Source organism: Pseudomonas sp. HMSC067G02 (assembly GCF_001813485.1).
GTDB classification, from domain to species: domain Bacteria; phylum Pseudomonadota; class Gammaproteobacteria; order Pseudomonadales; family Pseudomonadaceae; genus Pseudomonas; species Pseudomonas aeruginosa.
The window spans coordinates 302762-321199 of the sequence record NZ_KV812729.1 but is presented as its reverse complement, the minus strand read 5'-3'; the positions used below and the strand labels follow the sequence as shown (position 1 = coordinate 321199).

The 18438-nt window shown below is 64.8% G+C and carries 18 protein-coding genes; 15 read left to right on the top strand and 3 right to left on the bottom strand.

Going from position 1 to position 18438, the window contains the following annotated elements:
* Window positions 1–250: 250 nt before the first annotated feature.
* The 12 genes from lptD to HMPREF2914_RS30310 all read left to right on the top strand — a co-directional run bounded on the left by lptD (window position 251) and on the right by HMPREF2914_RS30310 (window position 14864).
* The gene (lptD, locus tag HMPREF2914_RS30365) at window positions 251–3043 is read left to right on the top strand and encodes an LPS-assembly protein LptD (protein WP_023092353.1); all 2793 of its coding nucleotides are present in this window, start codon (window positions 251–253) and stop codon (window positions 3041–3043) included.
* Window positions 3024–4316, top strand: coding sequence for a peptidylprolyl isomerase (locus HMPREF2914_RS30360; RefSeq protein ID WP_003109024.1), 1293 nt, complete (start codon window positions 3024–3026; stop codon window positions 4314–4316). Before lptD ends, HMPREF2914_RS30360 begins: the two co-directional genes overlap by 20 nt.
* The gene (pdxA, locus tag HMPREF2914_RS30355) at window positions 4313–5299 is read left to right on the top strand and encodes a 4-hydroxythreonine-4-phosphate dehydrogenase PdxA (protein ID WP_003109023.1); all 987 of its coding nucleotides are present in this window, start codon (window positions 4313–4315) and stop codon (window positions 5297–5299) included. The genes HMPREF2914_RS30360 and pdxA overlap by 4 nt, the downstream gene beginning before the upstream one ends.
* 115 nt (window positions 5300–5414) lie before the next feature.
* The gene (gene rsmA, locus HMPREF2914_RS30350; protein WP_003113212.1) at window positions 5415–6221 is read left to right on the top strand and encodes a 16S rRNA (adenine(1518)-N(6)/adenine(1519)-N(6))-dimethyltransferase RsmA; all 807 of its coding nucleotides are present in this window, start codon (window positions 5415–5417) and stop codon (window positions 6219–6221) included.
* Window positions 6222–6257: 36 nt separating this feature from the next.
* Window positions 6258–6638 (top strand): Co2+/Mg2+ efflux protein ApaG, encoded by a 381-nt coding sequence (apaG, locus tag HMPREF2914_RS30345; protein WP_003085085.1) that lies wholly within the window; start codon window positions 6258–6260, stop codon window positions 6636–6638.
* Entirely contained in the window at window positions 6638–7489 is an 852-nt protein-coding gene (locus tag HMPREF2914_RS30340) for a symmetrical bis(5'-nucleosyl)-tetraphosphatase (protein WP_003113213.1), read from the top strand. The genes apaG and HMPREF2914_RS30340 overlap by 1 nt, the downstream gene beginning before the upstream one ends.
* Before the next feature lie 43 nt (window positions 7490–7532).
* Window positions 7533–7865 carry a thiosulfate sulfurtransferase GlpE gene (gene glpE, locus HMPREF2914_RS30335; RefSeq protein WP_003085081.1) on the top strand — a complete coding sequence of 111 codons (333 nt, stop codon included), beginning with the start codon at window positions 7533–7535 and terminating at the stop codon, window positions 7863–7865.
* A 278-nt stretch (window positions 7866–8143) separates the two neighbouring features.
* Window positions 8144–10066 carry a PrkA family serine protein kinase gene (locus HMPREF2914_RS30330; protein ID WP_003085078.1) on the top strand — a complete coding sequence of 641 codons (1923 nt, stop codon included), beginning with the start codon at window positions 8144–8146 and terminating at the stop codon, window positions 10064–10066.
* A 100-nt stretch (window positions 10067–10166) separates the two neighbouring features.
* Window positions 10167–11438, top strand: a complete 1272-nt coding sequence (locus HMPREF2914_RS30325) for a YeaH/YhbH family protein (RefSeq protein WP_003099579.1) — start codon at window positions 10167–10169, stop codon at window positions 11436–11438.
* Window positions 11435–12988 carry a SpoVR family protein gene (locus HMPREF2914_RS30320; protein WP_003099581.1) on the top strand — a complete coding sequence of 518 codons (1554 nt, stop codon included), beginning with the start codon at window positions 11435–11437 and terminating at the stop codon, window positions 12986–12988. Before HMPREF2914_RS30325 ends, HMPREF2914_RS30320 begins: the two co-directional genes overlap by 4 nt.
* Window positions 12989–13081: 93 nt before the next feature.
* Window positions 13082–13588 carry a DUF4136 domain-containing protein gene (locus tag HMPREF2914_RS30315; RefSeq protein ID WP_003085071.1) on the top strand — a complete coding sequence of 169 codons (507 nt, stop codon included), beginning with the start codon at window positions 13082–13084 and terminating at the stop codon, window positions 13586–13588.
* Window positions 13589–13631: 43 nt separating this feature from the next.
* Window positions 13632–14864, top strand: a complete 1233-nt coding sequence (locus HMPREF2914_RS30310) for a multifunctional CCA addition/repair protein (protein ID WP_003099584.1) — start codon at window positions 13632–13634, stop codon at window positions 14862–14864.
* Here HMPREF2914_RS30310 and folK read toward each other — a convergent pair.
* Both folK and folB read right to left on the bottom strand, forming a co-directional pair.
* A complete protein-coding gene (folK, locus tag HMPREF2914_RS30305) occupies window positions 14837–15379 on the bottom strand; it encodes a 2-amino-4-hydroxy-6-hydroxymethyldihydropteridine diphosphokinase (RefSeq protein WP_003085067.1) in 543 nt (180 codons plus the stop codon). The genes HMPREF2914_RS30310 and folK overlap by 28 nt on opposite strands.
* Complete coding sequence (gene folB, locus HMPREF2914_RS30300; protein ID WP_003099587.1) at window positions 15370–15723, bottom strand: dihydroneopterin aldolase; 354 nt, start codon at window positions 15721–15723, stop codon at window positions 15370–15372. Before folB ends, folK begins: the two co-directional genes overlap by 10 nt.
* An 83-nt stretch (window positions 15724–15806) precedes the next feature.
* Here folB and plsY point away from each other — a divergent pair, with 83 nt between their 5' ends.
* Window positions 15807–16376: a glycerol-3-phosphate 1-O-acyltransferase PlsY gene (plsY, locus tag HMPREF2914_RS30295; protein ID WP_003085061.1), complete on the top strand. Its 570-nt coding sequence runs from the start codon at window positions 15807–15809 to the stop codon at window positions 16374–16376.
* A 78-nt stretch (window positions 16377–16454) separates the two neighbouring features.
* Here plsY and tsaD read toward each other — a convergent pair whose 3' ends face one another.
* On the bottom strand, window positions 16455–17480 hold the full coding sequence (tsaD, locus tag HMPREF2914_RS30290; RefSeq protein ID WP_003109020.1) for a tRNA (adenosine(37)-N6)-threonylcarbamoyltransferase complex transferase subunit TsaD: 1026 nt from the start codon (window positions 17478–17480) through the stop codon (window positions 16455–16457).
* A 200-nt stretch (window positions 17481–17680) separates the two neighbouring features.
* Here tsaD and rpsU point away from each other — a divergent pair, with 200 nt between their 5' ends.
* Entirely contained in the window at window positions 17681–17896 is a 216-nt protein-coding gene (gene rpsU / locus HMPREF2914_RS30285; protein WP_003085057.1) for a 30S ribosomal protein S21, read from the top strand.
* A 69-nt stretch (window positions 17897–17965) separates the two neighbouring features.
* A complete protein-coding gene (locus tag HMPREF2914_RS30280) occupies window positions 17966–18415 on the top strand; it encodes a GatB/YqeY domain-containing protein (RefSeq protein ID WP_023092352.1) in 450 nt (149 codons plus the stop codon).
* Window positions 18416–18438: the final 23 nt, after the last annotated feature.

The following is an 18438-nucleotide window of genomic DNA, read 5'->3' as shown; positions in this document are numbered from 1 at the left end:
AGACTCCCTGGAGAACCGGGTACTATTGCACCCCATTTGTCACCAACAGCTCCACGCACGTGGTCTGCACGTGAGCAAACTGGCCCCCTTGGGGGTTTTGGATAGGCCTGAGCCGTAAGCGCTGAAAGGTGCACGTACGGTTCTTAGGGGGGGATCAGCCAGTAATGGCTGGTTCCCACCCGACTTTCAGCCCATCGAGAGGCGTGCGGCCCACCGGGCCGATGGCGCGCAGGAAGCCCGGATTAACAAGATGGCAGTGAAATCCCTCGTGTTTCGAAGAAAGTTTCCCCTGCTGGTCACCGGCAGCCTGCTGGCTCTGCAGCCGGTCGCAGCATTGACTGTACAGGCCGCCGATCAGTTCGACTGCAAGGTATCGGCCACCGGCGGCTGGGATTGCTCCCCGCTGCAGAACGCCAATGCCAACCTGCCACCGCGCCCGGCGCATACCGCGACCTCGGTCAGCACCGCCGCGGCGGGCACCAGTGTATCCGGCAGCGGAGGCGAAACCGTCGAGGCAGAGCCGACCCAGCGCCTGGTCACCGAGTCCGGCGGTCGCGCGCTGAAATCCCGCAGTGCGGACTACTCGCACCTCGACTGGATTCCTCGGGAAAAACTGACCGCCGCCCAGTTGGCGGAAATCGGCCCCTATTGCGGCGGCTCCTACATCGAGCCGGTGCGTCCGGGCATGGATGACGGCGCGCCCAGCGACGAGAGCCCGACCTACGTATCCGCCAAGGCTTCGCGCTACGAGCAGGAAAAACAGATCGCCACCCTCGCCGGTGACGTGGTCCTGCGCCAGGGCAGCATGCAGGTGGAAGGCGACGAGGCCAACCTGCACCAGCTGGAAAACCGCGGCGAACTGGTCGGCAACGTCAAGCTGCGCGACAAGGGCATGCTGGTGGTCGGTGACCACGCCCAGGTCCAGCTGGACAACGGCGAGGCCCAGGTCGACAACGCCGAGTACGTGATCCACAAGGCCCATGCCCGCGGCAGCGCGCTCTACGCCAAGCGCAGCGAGAACGCCATCATCATGCTCAAGGATGGCACCTACACCCGCTGCGAACCGAGCAGCAACGCCTGGACCCTGAAGGGCAACAACGTCAAGCTGAACCCGGCCACCGGCTTCGGCACCGCGACCAACGCGACCCTGCGGGTCAAAGATTTCCCGGTGTTCTACACCCCGTACATCTATTTCCCGATCGACGACCGCCGCCAGTCCGGCTTCCTGCCGCCGAGCTTCAGCAGCACCAGCGACACCGGCTTCACCCTGGTCACCCCGTACTACTTCAACCTGGCGCCGAACTACGACGCCACGTTGTACCCGCGCTACATGGCCAAGCGCGGCATGATGCTGGAAGGCGAGTTCCGCTACCTGACCCACAGCAGCGAAGGGATGGTGACGGCCGCCTACCTGAACGACAAGGACGACCACCGCGAGAACTTCCCGGACTACAGCAAGGACCGCTGGCTGTACGGCCTCAAGAACACCACCGGCCTCGATTCGCGCTGGCTGGCCGAGGTCGACTACACGCGGATCAGCGATCCCTACTACTTCCAGGATCTGGATACTGACCTGGGTGTAGGCAGTACCACCTATGTCAATCAGCGCGGCAGCGTGACCTACCGGGGCGATACCTTTACCGGTCGCCTGAACCTGCAAGGTTATCAACTGGCGACCACCACCGACGTGACGCCTTACAACCGTCTGCCGCAGGTCACCTTCGACGGTTTCTTGCCATACAATCCGGGCGGCCTGAAATTCGACTACAAAACCGAATTCGTCCGCTTCGACAGAGACCTCGATGACGGATACTACATCGCGGACGAGAACGACCCTATCGGTTCCCGAGTACCCCGTGTCGACAACAACCTGAAGGGTCTGGCCCGGGCCAATGGCGACCGGGCACACCTGGAACCCGGCATGAGTCTGCCGATGACCCGGAGTTGGGGTTATCTGACCCCGACCCTGAAGTTCCTCTATACGAAGTACGATCTGGATCTGGACAGCCAGGGCAAGCAAACCCTTACTGCATATGACGAAACATTCGATAGCAGTCAGGATCGCTCGCTTCCGTTGGTCAAGGTTGATAGTGGCCTGTATTTTGACCGTGATATGACCTTTGCCGGCACGCAGTTTCGGCAAACCCTGGAACCAAGAGCGATGTATTTGTACGTTCCGTACAAGGACCAGGACAATATTCCAGTATTCGACACCAGCGAACCGTCGTTCAGCTATGACTCCCTCTGGCGAGAGAATCGGTTCTCCGGCCGTGACCGTATCGGAGACGCCAACCAATTGTCGCTCGGCGTGACTACCCGCTTCATCGAACCCAATGGATTCGAGCGCGCCAGCTTAAGTGCTGGACAGATTTACTACTTCCGTGATCGTCGTGTACAACTGCCCGGCCTGACCGAAAAAGATCTGGATCGTCTGCGTGCGACCAATCCTGACCTGAAAGATCCGGATACCGATAGCTGGCGTTCTCCATATGCACTGATGGGGCAATACCGCTTCAACCGCGACTGGAGGGTCAGCTCCGACTTCAACTGGAACCCCAACACCAGCCGTACCCAATCCGGCAGCGCCATATTCCACTATCAGCCAGAAGACAACCCAAACAAGGTGGTCAATGCTGGCTATCGCTACCGCGAAGATGCTCGCCGCTTCAACAGCTCCACGGGACGGTTCATGTACGGCCGCGAAGACGACATCATCAAACAGCACGACTTCTCGGTCATCTGGCCGATGGTGCCGCAGTGGTCCGTGCTCGCCCGCTGGCAGTACGACTACAACAAGAACCGCACCCTAGAGGCCTTCGGTGGCTTCGAATACGACAGCTGCTGCTGGAAGCTGCGTCTGATCAACCGTTATTGGCTTGATGTGGACGACGATGCCTTCCTTACGCAGAACGCAAAGGCCGACCGCGGCGTCTTCCTGCAGATCGTCCTGAAGGGCCTCGGCGGCATCGTAGGCAACAAGACGGAAATGTTCCTCGACAAAGGCATCCAAGGTTATCGTCAACGTGAAGATCAAGCTATGTAACCGGCTGCGCCCCCTTGCATTGGGCGCAGCACTCCTTTGCTCCTTCGCGCATGCCGAAGTGGTACCACTGGACCGGGTCGTCGCCATCGTCGACAACGATGTGATCATGCAGAGCCAGCTCGACCAGCGCCTGCGTGAAGTGCACCAGACGCTGCTCAAGCGCGGTGCGCCGCTGCCGCCCGAGCACGTGCTGACCCAGCAGGTGCTGGAACGCCTGATCATCGAGAACATCCAGCAGCAGATCGGCGACCGCTCCGGCATCCGCATCTCCGACGAGGAGCTGAACCAGGCGATGGGCACCATCGCCCAGCGCAACGGCATGAGCCTGGAGCAGTTCCAGGCCGCCCTCACCCGAGACGGCCTGTCCTACGCCGACGCACGCGAGCAGGTCCGTCGCGAGATGGTGATCAGCCGTGTGCGCCAGCGCCGGGTCGCCGAGCGCATCCAGGTCAGCGAGCAGGAGGTGAAGAACTTCCTTGCCTCGGACATGGGCAAGATCCAGCTTTCCGAAGAGTACCGCCTGGCCAATATCCTGATCCCGGTGCCGGAAGCCGCGTCCTCGGACGTGATCCAGGCCGCCGCAAGGCAGGCCCAGGAGCTTTACCAGCAGCTCAAGCAGGGCGCCGACTTCGGCCAACTGGCGATTTCCCGCTCGGCCGGCGATAACGCCCTGGAAGGCGGCGAGATCGGCTGGCGCAAGGCCGCCCAGTTGCCGCAGCCGTTCGACAGCATGATCGGCTCCCTGGCCGTCGGCGACGTCACCGAGCCTGTCCGCACCCCCGGCGGCTTCATCATCCTCAAGCTGGAAGAGAAGCGCGGCGGCAGCAAGATGGTCCGTGACGAAGTGCATGTCCGCCATATCCTGCTCAAGCCCAGCGAAATCCGCAGCGAAGCGGAGACCGAGAAGCTGGCGCAGAAGCTGTACGAGCGCATCCAGTCCGGGGAGGACTTCGGCGAACTGGCGAAGAGCTTCTCCGAAGATCCGGGTTCCGCCCTCAACGGCGGCGACCTGAACTGGATCGACCCGGAAGCCCTGGTGCCCGAGTTCCGCCAGGTGATGAACGATACCCCGCAGGGCGAGCTGTCCAAGCCGTTCCGCTCGCAGTTCGGCTGGCACATCCTGCAGGTCCTCGGCCGTCGCGCCACCGACAGCAGCGAGAAGTTCCGCGAGCAGCAGGCGGTAAGCGTACTGCGCAACCGCAAGTACGACGAGGAACTGCAAGCCTGGCTGCGGCAGATCCGCGACGAGGCCTACGTGGAAATCAAGCAGTGAGCCTGCGCTTCGCGCTCACTCCCGGCGAGCCGGCAGGTATCGGACCCGATCTGTGCCTGCTGCTCGCCCGCTCCGCCCAGCCCCACCCCCTGATCGCCATCGCCAGCCGCACGCTCCTGCAAGAGCGCGCCGGCCAACTGGGCCTGGCGATCGACCTTAAGGACGTTTCCCCGGCCGCCTGGCCAGAGCGACCGGCCAAGGCCGGCCAACTGTACGTATGGGATACGCCCCTGGCCGCCCCGGTCCGGCCCGGGCAATTGGACCGCGCCAACGCCGCCTACGTCCTGGAAACCCTGACCCGCGCCGGCCAGGGCTGCCTCGACGGGCACTTCGCCGGGATGATCACCGCACCGGTGCACAAGGGCGTGATCAACGAAGCCGGCATCCCCTTTTCCGGCCATACCGAATTCCTCGCCGACCTCACCCACACCGCCCAGGTGGTGATGATGCTGGCCACCCGCGGCCTGCGCGTGGCCCTGGCGACCACCCACCTGCCGCTGCGCGAGGTCGCCGACGCCATTAGCGATGAGCGCCTGACCCGGGTCGCGCGCATCCTCCACGCCGACCTGCGCGACAAGTTCGGCATCGCCCATCCGCGCATCCTGGTCTGCGGACTCAACCCGCACGCCGGCGAAGGCGGTCACCTGGGCCGGGAAGAGATCGAGGTGATCGAACCCTGCCTCGAGCGCCTGCGTGGCGAAGGCCTCGACCTGATCGGCCCGCTGCCGGCCGACACCCTGTTCACTCCCAAGCACCTGGAGCATTGCGACGCGGTGCTGGCGATGTACCACGACCAGGGTCTCCCCGTGCTCAAGTACAAGGGCTTCGGTGCCGCCGTGAACGTGACCCTCGGCCTGCCGATCATCCGCACCTCTGTCGACCACGGTACCGCGCTCGACCTGGCCGGAAGCGGCCGCATCGATAGCGGCAGCCTGCAGGTCGCCCTGGAAACCGCCTACCAGATGGCGGCCAGCCGCTGCTGACGGCGGTCGGCCATCGTTTAGCCCTGCCGGCCCGACGCTTCGCTGTTAAAATGGCGCCCTTTCGCATCCGCGCCTCCCGCCTTGGCCTGGGGCCCGCAGCCTGGAACCGTTTCCAATGTCCGAGCTTTACCAACACCGCGCGCGCAAGCGCTTCGGCCAGAACTTCCTGCACGATGCCGGGGTGATTCACCGCATCCTCCGTGCCATCCATGCCCGCGAGGGTCAGCGCCTGCTGGAGATCGGCCCGGGCCAGGGCGCCCTGACCGAGGGACTGCTGGGCAGCGGCGCACGCCTGGACGTGATCGAGCTCGACCAGGACCTGATCCCCCTGTTGAAGCTGAAATTCGGCCTCGAGTCGCGCTTCAGCCTGCACCAGGGCGACGCCCTCAAGTTCGATTTCGCCTCGCTGGTGGAGAGCGGCGAGAAGCTGCGAGTGGTCGGCAACCTGCCCTACAACATCTCCACGCCACTGATCTTCCATCTGCTGGAGCACGCGCCGGTGATCGAGGACATGCACTTCATGCTGCAGAAGGAAGTGGTCGAGCGCCTGGCGGCCACGCCGGGCGGCGGGGACTGGGGCCGGCTCTCGATCATGGTCCAGTATCACTGTCGGGTGGAGCACCTGTTCAACGTCGGCCCCGGCGCGTTCAACCCGCCGCCCAAGGTCGACTCGGCCATCGTCCGCCTCACCCCCTTCGCCGAGCCGCCCCATCCGGCACGCGACCCGAAACTGCTCGAACGGGTGGTCCGCGAGGCCTTCAACCAGCGCCGCAAGACCCTGCGCAACACCCTCAAGCCTCTCCTGAGCGTCGAGGACATCGAGGCCGCAGAGGTCGATCCGACCCTTCGTCCCGAACAACTCGACCTGGCCGCATTCGTCCGCCTGGCCAACCAACTGGCCGAGCTGCCAGGCAATCGTTAGTCTGATGAGACACTCGTCAGGAATCAGGCAAGCCGTATGAGCGATACCCAGCACCAGGTCAACGTCAGGGTCGACACCCGCTACCTTCCGGAACAGTCCGCCCCGGAGCAGAACCGTTTCGCCTTCGCCTACACGGTGACCATCGAGAACCAGGGCGAGGTTCCGGCCCAACTGCTGTCGCGCCACTGGATCATCACCGACGGCGACGGCCGTACCCAGGAAGTTCGCGGCGCCGGCGTGGTCGGCGAGCAACCGCTGATCGCCCCCGGCGCGCAACACACCTACACCAGCGGCACGGTGCTGGCGACCCGGGTCGGCAGCATGCGCGGCAGCTATCAGATGCTCGGCAGCGACGGAATCGCCTTCGACGCCGCGATCCCGGTGTTTCGCCTGGCCGTACCGGGAGCGCTGCACTGATGGCGGTCTACGCGGTAGGCGACCTGCAGGGTTGCCTGGATCCCCTGAAATGCCTGCTGGAGCGCGTCGCCTTCGACCCGGCCAAGGACCGCCTGTGGCTGGTCGGCGACCTGGTCAACCGCGGCCCGCAGTCCCTGGAGACGCTGCGCTTCCTCTATGCCATGCGCGAGTCGGTGGTCAGCGTCCTGGGCAACCACGACCTGCACCTGCTGGCGGTGGCGCACAAGTCCGAGCGCCTGAAGAAGTCCGACACGCTGCGGGAAATCCTCGAGGCGCCGGACCGCGAGCCACTGCTCGACTGGCTGCGTCGCCTGCCGCTGCTGCACTACGACGAACAACGCAAGGTCGCCCTGGTGCATGCCGGCATCCCCCCGCAGTGGAGCCTGGAAAAAGCCCGCCTGCGCGCAGCCGAGGTGGAGCAAGCATTGCGCGACGACCAGCGCCTGCCGCTGTTCCTCGACGGCATGTACGGCAACGAGCCGGCCAAGTGGGACAAGAAGCTGCATGGCATCGATCGCCTGAGGGTGATCACCAACTACTTCACCCGCATGCGTTTCTGCACCGAAGATGGCAAGCTCGACCTGAAGAGCAAGGAAGGCCTCGACACCGCGCCGCCCGGCTACGCCCCCTGGTTCAGCTTCCCTTCGCGCAAGACCCGCGGCGAGAAGATCATCTTCGGCCACTGGGCGGCCCTCGAAGGCCACTGCGACGAGCCCGGCCTGTTCGCCCTGGATACCGGCTGCGTCTGGGGCGCGCGGATGACCCTGTTGAACGTCGACAGCGGCGAACGCCTGAGCTGCGATTGCGCCGAACAGCGCGCGCCGGCCAGACCCGCCGCCACGCCCGCATGAATCCCCGGCGTCCGGTGGACGCCCTGTACACAGGTACCCCGACATGAGCGACACCTTCCAGCGCATCGCCCCCGAACAGGTCCGCCAGCTCCGCGAAAACGGCGCCCAGGTGGTCGACATCCGCGACCCGCAGAGCTTCGCTGTCGGCCATATCAGCGGCTCGCGGCACATCGACAACCACTCGGTGGCGGACTTCATCGCCGCCGCCGACCTCGACGCTCCGCTGGTGGTGGTCTGCTACCACGGCAACTCCAGCCAGAGCGCCGCCGCCTATTTCATCCAGCAGGGCTTCAGCGACGTCTACAGCCTCGACGGCGGCTTCGAGCTATGGCGCAGCGTCTATCCCGCGGATACCAGCAGCGGCGAAGCGGAGTAGGCCACGCCGCTACCCCGCCAAAAAAACTGTAACTTCTCTCGCCTTTCTTCCTTTACTCCGTCCAGAACGAACTATTCTTTTCCTCAGGCCATCCAAAACAGGGGAGAGCCGGCACACCGGCTTCCGGGCCATCGGCTGTGACCGTTAGGAGCGCTGGCGGAAAGGGAAGCACCGTGCAGCGACGGAGTCTGGGGGATTCTCGCCGGCCTGGCTGGCGGCCCCCCCGCACCCGCACGACCGATCCCGCGCCGGCTCACTGCATCGAGCGAGGAGACGTCATGAGCATTTTCAGTCACTTCCAGGAACGCTTCGAGGCGACCCGCCAAGAGGAATATTCCCTCCAGGAATATCTCGACCTCTGCAAGCAAGACAAGACAGCCTATGCCTCTGCCGCCGAGCGCCTGCTGATGGCGATCGGCGAGCCGGAATTGCTGGACACCTCGGTGGACTCCAGGCTGTCGCGGATCTTCTCCAACAAGGTGATTCGCCGCTACCCGGCGTTCGCCGACTTCCACGGCATGGAGGAATGCATCGACCAGATCGTCGCGTTCTTCCGCCATGCGGCCCAGGGCCTGGAGGAGAAGAAGCAGATCCTTTACCTGCTCGGCCCGGTCGGCGGCGGTAAATCCTCCCTGGCGGAAAAACTCAAGCAACTGATGGAGAAGGTGCCCTTCTACGCGATCAAGGGCTCGCCGGTCTTCGAGTCGCCGCTGGGCTTGTTCAACCCCGACGAAGACGGCGCCATCCTCGAGGAGGACTACGGCATCCCGAGGCGCTACCTGCGCTCGATCATGTCGCCCTGGGCAACCAAGCGCCTCAACGAGTTCGGCGGCGACATCAGCCAGTTCCGCGTGGTCAAGCTGTACCCCTCGATCCTCAACCAGATCGCCATCGCCAAGACCGAACCCGGCGACGAGAACAACCAGGACATATCCGCGCTGGTCGGCAAGGTCGACATCCGCAAGCTGGAGGAATACCCGCAGAACGACGCGGACGCCTACAGCTATTCGGGCGCCCTCTGCCGGGCCAACCAGGGCCTGATGGAATTCGTCGAGATGTTCAAGGCCCCGATCAAGGTCCTGCACCCGCTGCTGACCGCGACCCAGGAAGGCAACTACAACAGCACCGAAGGCCTCGGCGCCCTGCCCTACAGCGGCATCATCCTGGCTCACTCCAACGAGTCGGAATGGCACAGCTTCCGCAACAACAAAAACAACGAGGCCTTCATCGACCGCATCTACATCGTCAAGGTGCCGTACTGCCTGCGCGTGGCGGACGAGATCAAGATCTACGATAAGTTGCTGGTCAACAGCTCGCTGGCGCATGCCCACTGCGCGCCGGACACCCTGAAGATGCTCTCGCAGTTCTCCGTGCTGTCGAGGCTGAAAGAGCCGGAAAACTCGAATATCTACTCGAAGATGCGGGTATATGACGGCGAAAACCTGAAAGATACCGATCCCAAGGCCAAGTCGATCCAGGAATACCGCGACTCGGCCGGGGTCGACGAAGGCATGGCCGGGCTTTCCACCCGCTTCGCCTTCAAGATCCTCTCCAAGGTATTCAACTTCGACCCGCACGAGGTAGCGGCCAACCCGGTGCACCTGCTCTACGTCCTCGAACAGCAGATCGAGCAGGAACAGTTCCAGCCGGAAACCCGCGAGCGCTACCTGCGCTTCATCAAGGAATACCTGGCGCCGCGCTACGTCGAGTTCATCGGCAAGGAAATCCAGACCGCCTACCTGGAGTCCTACAGCGAATACGGTCAGAACATCTTCGACCGCTATGTGCTGTACGCCGACTTCTGGATCCAGGATCAGGAATACCGCGACCCGGAAACCGGCGAGATCCTCAACCGCGCCGCCCTCAACGAGGAACTGGAGAAGATCGAGAAACCCGCGGGCATCAGCAACCCGAAGGACTTCCGCAACGAGATCGTCAACTTCGTGCTGCGCGCCCGCGCCGGCAACAACGGCAAGAACCCGAGCTGGCTGTCCTACGAGAAGCTGCGCGTGGTGATCGAGAAGAAGATGTTCTCCAACACCGAGGACCTGCTTCCGGTCATCAGCTTCAACGCCAAGGCCAGCAAGGAGGACCAGCAGAAGCACAACGACTTCGTCAAACGCATGGTCGAGCGCGGCTACACCGAGAAGCAGGTCCGCCTGCTGTCGGAATGGTACCTGCGGGTTCGCAAGTCGCAGTAGTCTGCCATCGGTACGGTCGCTGCGACCGTACCGGTCGCCGTCGCATTCGGACCTCGGCGCCTCCGCTCCGGCGGGGCGCCACAGGCCCTGAGGAGCATTCATGAGCTACGTCATCGACCGGCGTCTGAACGGCAAGAACAAGAGCACGGTGAACCGCCAGCGCTTCCTGAGGCGCTACCGTGAACACATCAAGAAGGCCGTCGAGGAGGCCGTCAGCCGGCGTTCCATCACCGACATGGAGCACGGCGAGCAGATCAGCATTCCCGGGCGCGATATCGACGAACCGGTGCTGCACCATGGCCGCGGCGGGCGGCAGACCGTCGTCCACCCCGGCAACAAGGAATTCACCGCCGGCGAGCACATCGCCCGCCCATCCGGCGGCGGGGGTGGCCGCGGCGGCGGCAAGGCCAGCAACAGCGGCGAAGGCATGGACGACTTCGTCTTCCAGATCACCCAGGAGGAGTTCCTCGACTTCATGTTCGAGGACCTGGAGCTGCCCAACCTGGTCAAGCGCCACATCACCGGCACCGACACCTTCAAGACCGTCCGCGCCGGCATCAGCAACGACGGCAACCCGTCGCGCATCAACATCGTCCGCACCCTGCGCTCGGCCCATGCGCGGCGCATCGCGCTGTCCGGCGGCAGCCGGGCCAAGCTGCGCGCGGCGCTGAAGGAACTGGAGCGGATCAAGCGCGAAGAACCGGACAACCTCGGCGATATCCAGGAACTCGAGCTGGAAATCGCCAAGCTCCGCGCGCGCATCGACCGGGTGCCGTTCCTCGATACCTTCGATCTCAAGTACAACCTGCTGGTCAAGCAGCCCAACCCCACCTCCAAGGCGGTGATGTTCTGCCTGATGGACGTCTCCGGCTCGATGACCCAGGCGACCAAGGACATCGCCAAGCGCTTCTTCATCCTACTCTACCTGTTCCTCAAGCGGAACTACGAGAAGATCGAAGTGGTGTTCATCCGCCACCACACCAGCGCCCGCGAGGTCGACGAGGAGGAGTTCTTCTACTCCCGCGAGACCGGCGGCACCATCGTCTCCAGCGCGCTGAAGATGATGCAGGAGATCATGGCCGAGCGTTATCCGACCCATGAGTGGAACATCTACGCCGCCCAGGCCTCGGACGGCGACAACTGGAACGACGACTCGCCGGTGTGCCGGGACATCCTCCTCAAGCAGATCATGCCGTTCGTCCAGTACTACACCTACGTCGAGATCACCCCGCGCGAACACCAGGCCCTGTGGTTCGAGTACGAGCGCGTGCGCGAAGCCTTCGAAGACAGCTTCGCCCAGCAGCAGATCGTCTCGGCATCGGACATCTACCCGGTGTTCCGCGAGCTGTTCCAGAGGAGGCTCGTCGCATGAGCAAGCGCCAGCCCATCGCCACCGGCTCGGAATGGACCTTCGAGCTGATCCAGCAGTACGACCGGGAAATCAGCAGGATCGCCGAACGCTATGCCCTGGATACCTATCCGAACCAGATCGAGGTGATCACCGCCGAGCAGATGATGGACGCCTACGCCTCGGTGGGCATGCCGATCGGCTATAACCACTGGTCCTACGGCAAGCACTTCCTCAGCACGGAAAAGAACTACAAGCGTGGCCAGATGGGCCTGGCCTACGAGATCGTGATCAACTCCGACCCCTGCATCGCCTACCTGATGGAGGAAAACACCCAGTGCATGCAGGCGCTGGTGATCGCCCACGCCTGCTACGGGCACAACAGTTTCTTCAAGGGCAACTACCTGTTCCGCACCTGGACCGATGCCAGTTCGATCATCGATTACCTGGTGTTCGCCAAGCAGTACATCATGCAGTGCGAGGAGCGCTACGGGATCGACGCGGTGGAAGACCTGCTCGACTCCTGCCACGCCCTGATGAACTACGGTGTCGACCGCTACAAGCGGCCCTACCCGATTTCCGCGGAAGAGGAGCGGCAGCGGCAGAAGGAGCGCGAGGAACTGATCCAGCGCCAGGTCAACGACCTCTGGCGGACCATCCCGCGCGTCGGCGGCAAGGACAAGGAACAATCCATGGCGCGCTATCCGAGCGAGCCGCAGGAGAACATCCTCTACTTCATCGAGAAGAACGCGCCGCTGCTGGAGCCCTGGCAGCGTGAGGTGATCCGCATCGTGCGCAAGATCGCCCAGTATTTCTACCCGCAACGCCAGACCCAGGTGATGAACGAAGGCTGGGCGACCTTCTGGCACTACACGCTGCTCAACGACCTCTACGACGAAGGCCTGGTCAACGACGGCTTCATGATGGAGTTCCTGCAATACCACACCAGCGTGGTCTACCAGCCGTCCTTCGACAGCCCCTACTACAGCGGCATCAACCCCTACGCCCTGGGCTTCGCCATGTACCGCGACATCCGCCGCATCTGCGAGGAACCTACCGACGAGGACCGCCGCTGGTTCCCGGATATCGCCGGCAGCGACTGGCTGGCCACGCTGAAGTTCGCCATGAAGAGCTTCAAGGACGAAAGCTTCATCCTCCAGTTCCTCTCGCCCAAGGTGATTCGCGACCTGAAGCTGTTCAGCATTCTCGACGACGACCAGAAGGACGACCTGCTGGTCGCGGCGATCCACGACGAAGCCGGCTACCGCACCATCCGCGAGACCCTGGCGGCGCAGTACAACCTCGGCAACCGCGAGCCGAACATCCAGATCTGGAACGTCGACCGTCGCGGCGACCGCTCGCTGACCCTGCGCCACCAGCAGTTCGACCGCCAGCCGCTGAGCGACTCCACCGCCGACGTGCTCAAGCACCTGCATCGCTTGTGGGGCTTCGATATCCACCTGGAGACCCTGCAGGGCGACCAGCTCGTGCAGACCCACCACATGCCGCCCAAGGGCGCCAGCGAGGGCGAGGAAGGCTACCCGCGTTTGGACCTGATCATCCCGCCCATTTGATCGGTTGACGTCCGCCCCGACCGCCGGCCAGCATGCCGGCACGGTCGGGGCGCCCACAGCAGAACAAGAAGCCGGCCGTCCACGGGAGCCGCCATGCGCCTGTTCGCCATCGTCCTGCTCTGCCTCGTCCTGGCCACCTGCGCCAGCCACATCCCCAGCGCCCGGGTGACCCATCCGGCCAGCGCCGGACTGCCCGGCCTGCAAGGTTTCCAGTTGATGCCGCCGGAACAGGCGGTCGACGCCCTTCCCTACCGCAACCGCTATCCGCTGATAAACGCAGAGCTGCGCCAGGGACTGGCGGCCCACGGCTACCACGAGAGCGCTACCCCGCAATTCCGCGTCTACTACTGGCTGGCGCTACGCGACGCACCGCTGGAGTTCCGCCCCGACCTTCCGCCCACCTCCGGCATGGGGCCTTATCTGGCGATCCACCGCCTGCGCGACGAAACCGGGACATTGCGCGTGCGCCTGGTCGACCTGGAGGAGCGCGTTCTCTGGGAAGGTATGGTAAGCACCGGCCTCAGCCCCGCCAGGGCCAATCCGGAACAGCTCGAACTGGCGGTCGGCGCCCTGCTCCGGCAGCTTCCACGCGCCCGCTAGGACACCCTGGGGTAGACTTCCGCCTATCACGCGGAGGATTCCCATGCAGATTTACAAGGTCGGCGGCGCCGTGCGCGATCGCCTTCTCGGCCGTCCGGTCACCGATATCGACTGGGTGGTGGTCGGTGCCAGCAGCGACGAGATGCTCGCCCGCGGCTACCGCCCGGTGGGCGCCGACTTCCCGGTCTTCCTTCATCCGCAGAGCGGCGAGGAATACGCCCTGGCGCGCACCGAGCGAAAGAGCGGGCGCGGCTACGGCGGCTTCACCTTCCATGCCAGCCCCGAGGTGACCCTGGAGGAAGACCTGACTCGCCGTGACCTGACCATCAACGCCATGGCCGAGGACGAACAGGGCCGGGTAATAGACCCCTACGGCGGCCAGGCCGACCTCGAGGCGCGCCTGCTGCGCCACGTTTCCCCGGCGTTCGCCGAGGATCCCCTGCGGGTCCTGCGCGTAGCGCGCTTCGCCGCCCGCTACGCCGGCCTGGGCTTCCGGGTCGCCGCCGAAACCCTCGCCCTGATGCGCCAACTGGCGGAATCCGGCGAGTTGCAGGCGCTGACCCCGGAGCGCAGTTGGAAGGAAATTTCCCGCGCCCTGATGGAACCCAACCCCGAGGTCTTCATCCAGGTCCTGCACGACTGCGGCGCCCTGGCCGAACTGATCCCGGAAGTCGAGGCGCTATTCGGCGTACCGCAGCCGGCGGCCCACCATCCGGAAATCGATACCGGCGTCCATGTCCTGTCGGTATTGCAGCAATGCGCCCGCCACCGGCAGCCGCTCAGCGTACGCTGGGCCTGCCTGCTGCACGACCTGGGCAAGGGACTCACCAGCGAAGCGGACTGGCCCCGCCATATCGCCCACGAGGCTCGCGGCGTGCCGTTGATCGATGCGGTGAACCAGCGCTTCAGGGTGCCGCGCGACTGCCAGGAACTGGCGCGCCTGGTGGGCGAGTACCACACCCATGCCCACCGGGCGCTGGAGCTGCGCCCGAATACACTGCTGGAGCTGTTGCAGAGCTTCGACGTGTATCGCCGCCCGCAGCGTTTCGAGGAGTTCGTCGCCGCCAGCGAGATGGACGCGCGCGGCCGCCTCGGCCTGGAACAGCGGGACTATCCGCAGGCCGCCTACCTGCTCGGCGCGGCGCAGGCAGCGCGGGCGGTCAGCGTGAAGCCGCTGGTGGAAAAGGGCTTGAAGGGCGCGGAACTGGGCGAGGCGCTGAAGCGTGCGCGCCTCGCCGCACTCAAGGCCTACAAGGAAGAACGCGGAAAGGCCTGAAGCAGCGCTTCGGGAGTCAACGCCTGGCCACGCCATTCGAATGGCGCCGGCCAGAGCTTCTGCTGGATCCTCGCCTCGCGCCAGAGATCGCCCAGCGGCTGGCGGGCGACCGGATGCTCCAGGTTCGGCGCCAGCTCGGACAAGGGCCAGAGCACGAAAGCGTTCTTCAGCACTTCGGCGCGCGGCAGCACCAGGCCATCGAAATCGCCCACCAGGTCGCCGTAGAACAGCACGTCGATATCCAGCGGCAGCCCCTTGCGCTCTGGCGCATAGCGGCCATTGTCGGCCTCGATGTGCTTGAGTCGCAGGCTCAGTTCGGCCAGCGGCAGATCGGTGCGGGCAGACACCACCAGGTTGAAGAACGGCCCGCTCTTGATACCCACCGGCTCGCTCTCGAACACCGGCGAGCAACGCAGGTCATGAAGGAAACCGGCCAGCGCATCGAGGCCGGCATGCAGGTGGCGCTCACGCTCGACATTGCTGCCGAGGCCGAGGTAGACCGGGATCAGCGACATCCGCGTTCGATCTCCACGCCAACGCCACGGGCCGCCGGCACCGCGCCGGGCTTGGTCACGCGGATGCGCAGCCAGGGAATGCCGCGCTCGCCCATCAGTACCTCGGCGAGGCGCTCGGCGAAGGTTTCCACCAACTGGAAATGCGATTCCCGGGCGAATTCCTGCACCCGCTCGGACAACGCGGCATAGTCCAGCGCCAGGGCGAGATCGTCGCCCGCGGCGGCCGGACGGTTGTCCCAGCCCAGGGTCAGGTCCAGGCGCAGGCACTGACGGATGCCGCGCTCCCAGTCGTACACGCCGATGACGGTATCGACCTCCAAGCCTTCGATAAAAACTCTGTCCACTTCGCTACCCGCTCCAAGGGATGCCACGACAAGCGTGCGCCGCCCCGTTAGAATCGAGGACATCCTCGTCCTCGGTGGAATCCATGGTCTGGCTACTGGCGATCCTCGCCTACCTGCTCGGTTCCCTCTCCTTCGCCGTCCTGCTCAGCCGCTGGTTCGGCACCCAGGACCCGCGCGCCAGCGGTTCCGGCAACCCCGGCGCGACCAACATGCTGCGCGTCGCCGGGAAGAAACTCGCCATCCTGACCCTGCTCGGCGACGTCGGCAAAGGCCTGTTGCCGGTGCTGGTCGCCCGCTGGCTGGGGCTCGGCGTGATGGAGGAGGCCTGGGTCGGCATCGCCGCCGTGATCGGCCACCTGTATCCGCTGTACTTCAACTTCCGCGGCGGCAAGGGTGTCGCCACCGCCGCGGGCATGCTCCTCGGCCTCTATCCGCCGGCCGTACTGCTGGCCGCGGCGGCCTGGCTGCTGACCTTCAAGCTGTCGCGCACCAGCTCGCTCGCCTCGCTGGTGGCCACCCCGCTGACCCTGCCGTTGCTGGCCTGGCAGCAGCCCGGAGCGCTGCTGCCGATGACCGTGCTGACCGGCCTGATCGTCTGGCGGCACCGCGCCAACTTACGCGATCTGTTCGCCGGCCGCGAACGGCATTTCTAATCCATAAAAGGAAAAAACTTCATGCAGTCTGGCCCAGCTGCGTCATCGACACCTGCCTGACTGCGACCTGGCGGCCACTCAGACCGCCGGCAGCGACTCCATCGGCCAGCGCGGCTGGACGCTGATCGCCGGGCCGTCATGCTGGCCGGCGAGCAGGCGCTGGCAGCCGGCGTAGGCGATCATCGCGCCATTGTCGGTGCAGAAGCGCGGGCGGGCGTAGAACACCTGCCCCTTCATTTCGCCGAGCATCTTTTCCAGGCCGCTGCGCAGCGCCTGGTTGGCGCTGACACCGCCGGCGATCACCAGGTTCTTCAGGCCGGTCTGCTTCAAGGCGCGACGGCACTTGATCAGCAGGGTCTCGACCACCGCGGTCTGGAACGCCAGGGCGATGTCGCAGCGGGTCTGCTCGCTGTCGTCGCCGGCCTCGACGCAACGCTGCCAGGTGTTCAGGGTAAAGGTCTTGAGCCCGCTGAAGCTGAAGTCCAGGCCGGGGCGATCGGTCATCGGCCGCGGGAACACGAAGCGGCCAGGAGTGCCGCGCTCCGCCAGGCGGGCGATTTCCGGACCACCGGGATAGCCCAGGCCGATCAGCTTGGCGGTCTTGTCGAAGGCTTCGCCGGCGGCATCGTCCACCGATTCGCCAAGCAACTGGTAGCGGCCGATACCGTCCACCCGCACCAACTGGGTGTGACCGCCGGAAACCAGCAAGGCGACGAACGGGAACCGCGGCGGCTGCTCTTCCAGCATCGGCGCCAGCAGGTGCCCTTCCATGTGGTGCACGCCGACCGCCGGCACGCCCCAGGCGAAGGCCATCGCCTGGGCACAGGAAGCCCCCACCAGCAGGGCGCCGACCAGGCCGGGGCCGGCGGTATAGGCGATCGCGTCGATATCCGCCGGCGTGCAGCCGGACTCGTCGAGCACCTGGCGGATCAGCGGCAGCATGCGCTTGACGTGGTCGCGCGAGGCCAGCTCGGGCACGACGCCGCCGTAGACGCGATGGAGGTCGATCTGACTGAACAGCGCGTCGGCCAGCAGGCCGCGTTCGCTGTCGTAAAGGGCGACGCCGGTTTCGTCGCAGGACGTTTCCAGTCCCAGCACGCGCATGGGCTTGAGCCTTAGAGCTTGGCAAATACGAAGCCGCGCATGATAATCGGCGGCTTTGCGCCAGACCAGTGTTTTTCGATCGGAGGCTTTGCATTCCTCCGGCCGAACCGTTAATATCCGCAACCCTTGAAAACCGACGTATCCGCGCCACCTTGCCGGAGTACGTTCAACCCCCGGTAATCAGTGAAGGTACGACCTGGATGCCAGCCGTCAAAGTAAAAGAGAACGAACCCTTCGACGTAGCCCTGCGTCGTTTCAAGCGCTCCTGCGAAAAAGCAGGTGTACTGGCTGAAGTTCGCAGCCGCGAGTTCTACGAGAAGCCCACTGCCGAGCGCAAGCGCAAGGCCGCTGCCGCAGTGAAGCGCCACGCGAAGAAAGTACAGCGCGAACAGCGCCGTCGCGAGCGCCTGTACTGATCCACTCGACGCCCAGGCGTCAGTGATCGTGCCTCAGCCCGGCCCCGGCCGGGCTTTCGGCTTTCCGCCATGAGCGAAATCAAATCCCGCCTCCTCGACGCCGTCAAGGTCGCCATGCGCGCCCAGGACAAGCCGCGGCTGACCACGTTGCGCCTGGCCCTCGCGGACATCAAGCGCGTCGAAGTCGACGAACGCATCGAGGTGGATGAGGCCCGAGCCCTGCTGATCCTCGACCGGATGATCAAGCAGCGCCGCGACGCCCAGCGCCAGTTCAGCGACGCCGGCCGCCAGGACCTCGCCGAGGTCGAGGCCGCCGAGATCCTCGTGCTCCAGGACTTCATGCCCAAGCCCCTGGACGACCATGAGATCGACGCCCTGATCGAGCGCAGCATCGTCGACAGCGGCGCCCAGGGTCCGCAGGACATGGGCAAGGCGATGAACCTGCTGCGACCGCAGGTCCAGGGTCGCGTCGACATGGCACAGGTCAGCCAGCGCCTGAAGGCGCGCCTCTCCTCCTGAAACACCGCGCCGGCCTGATCGGC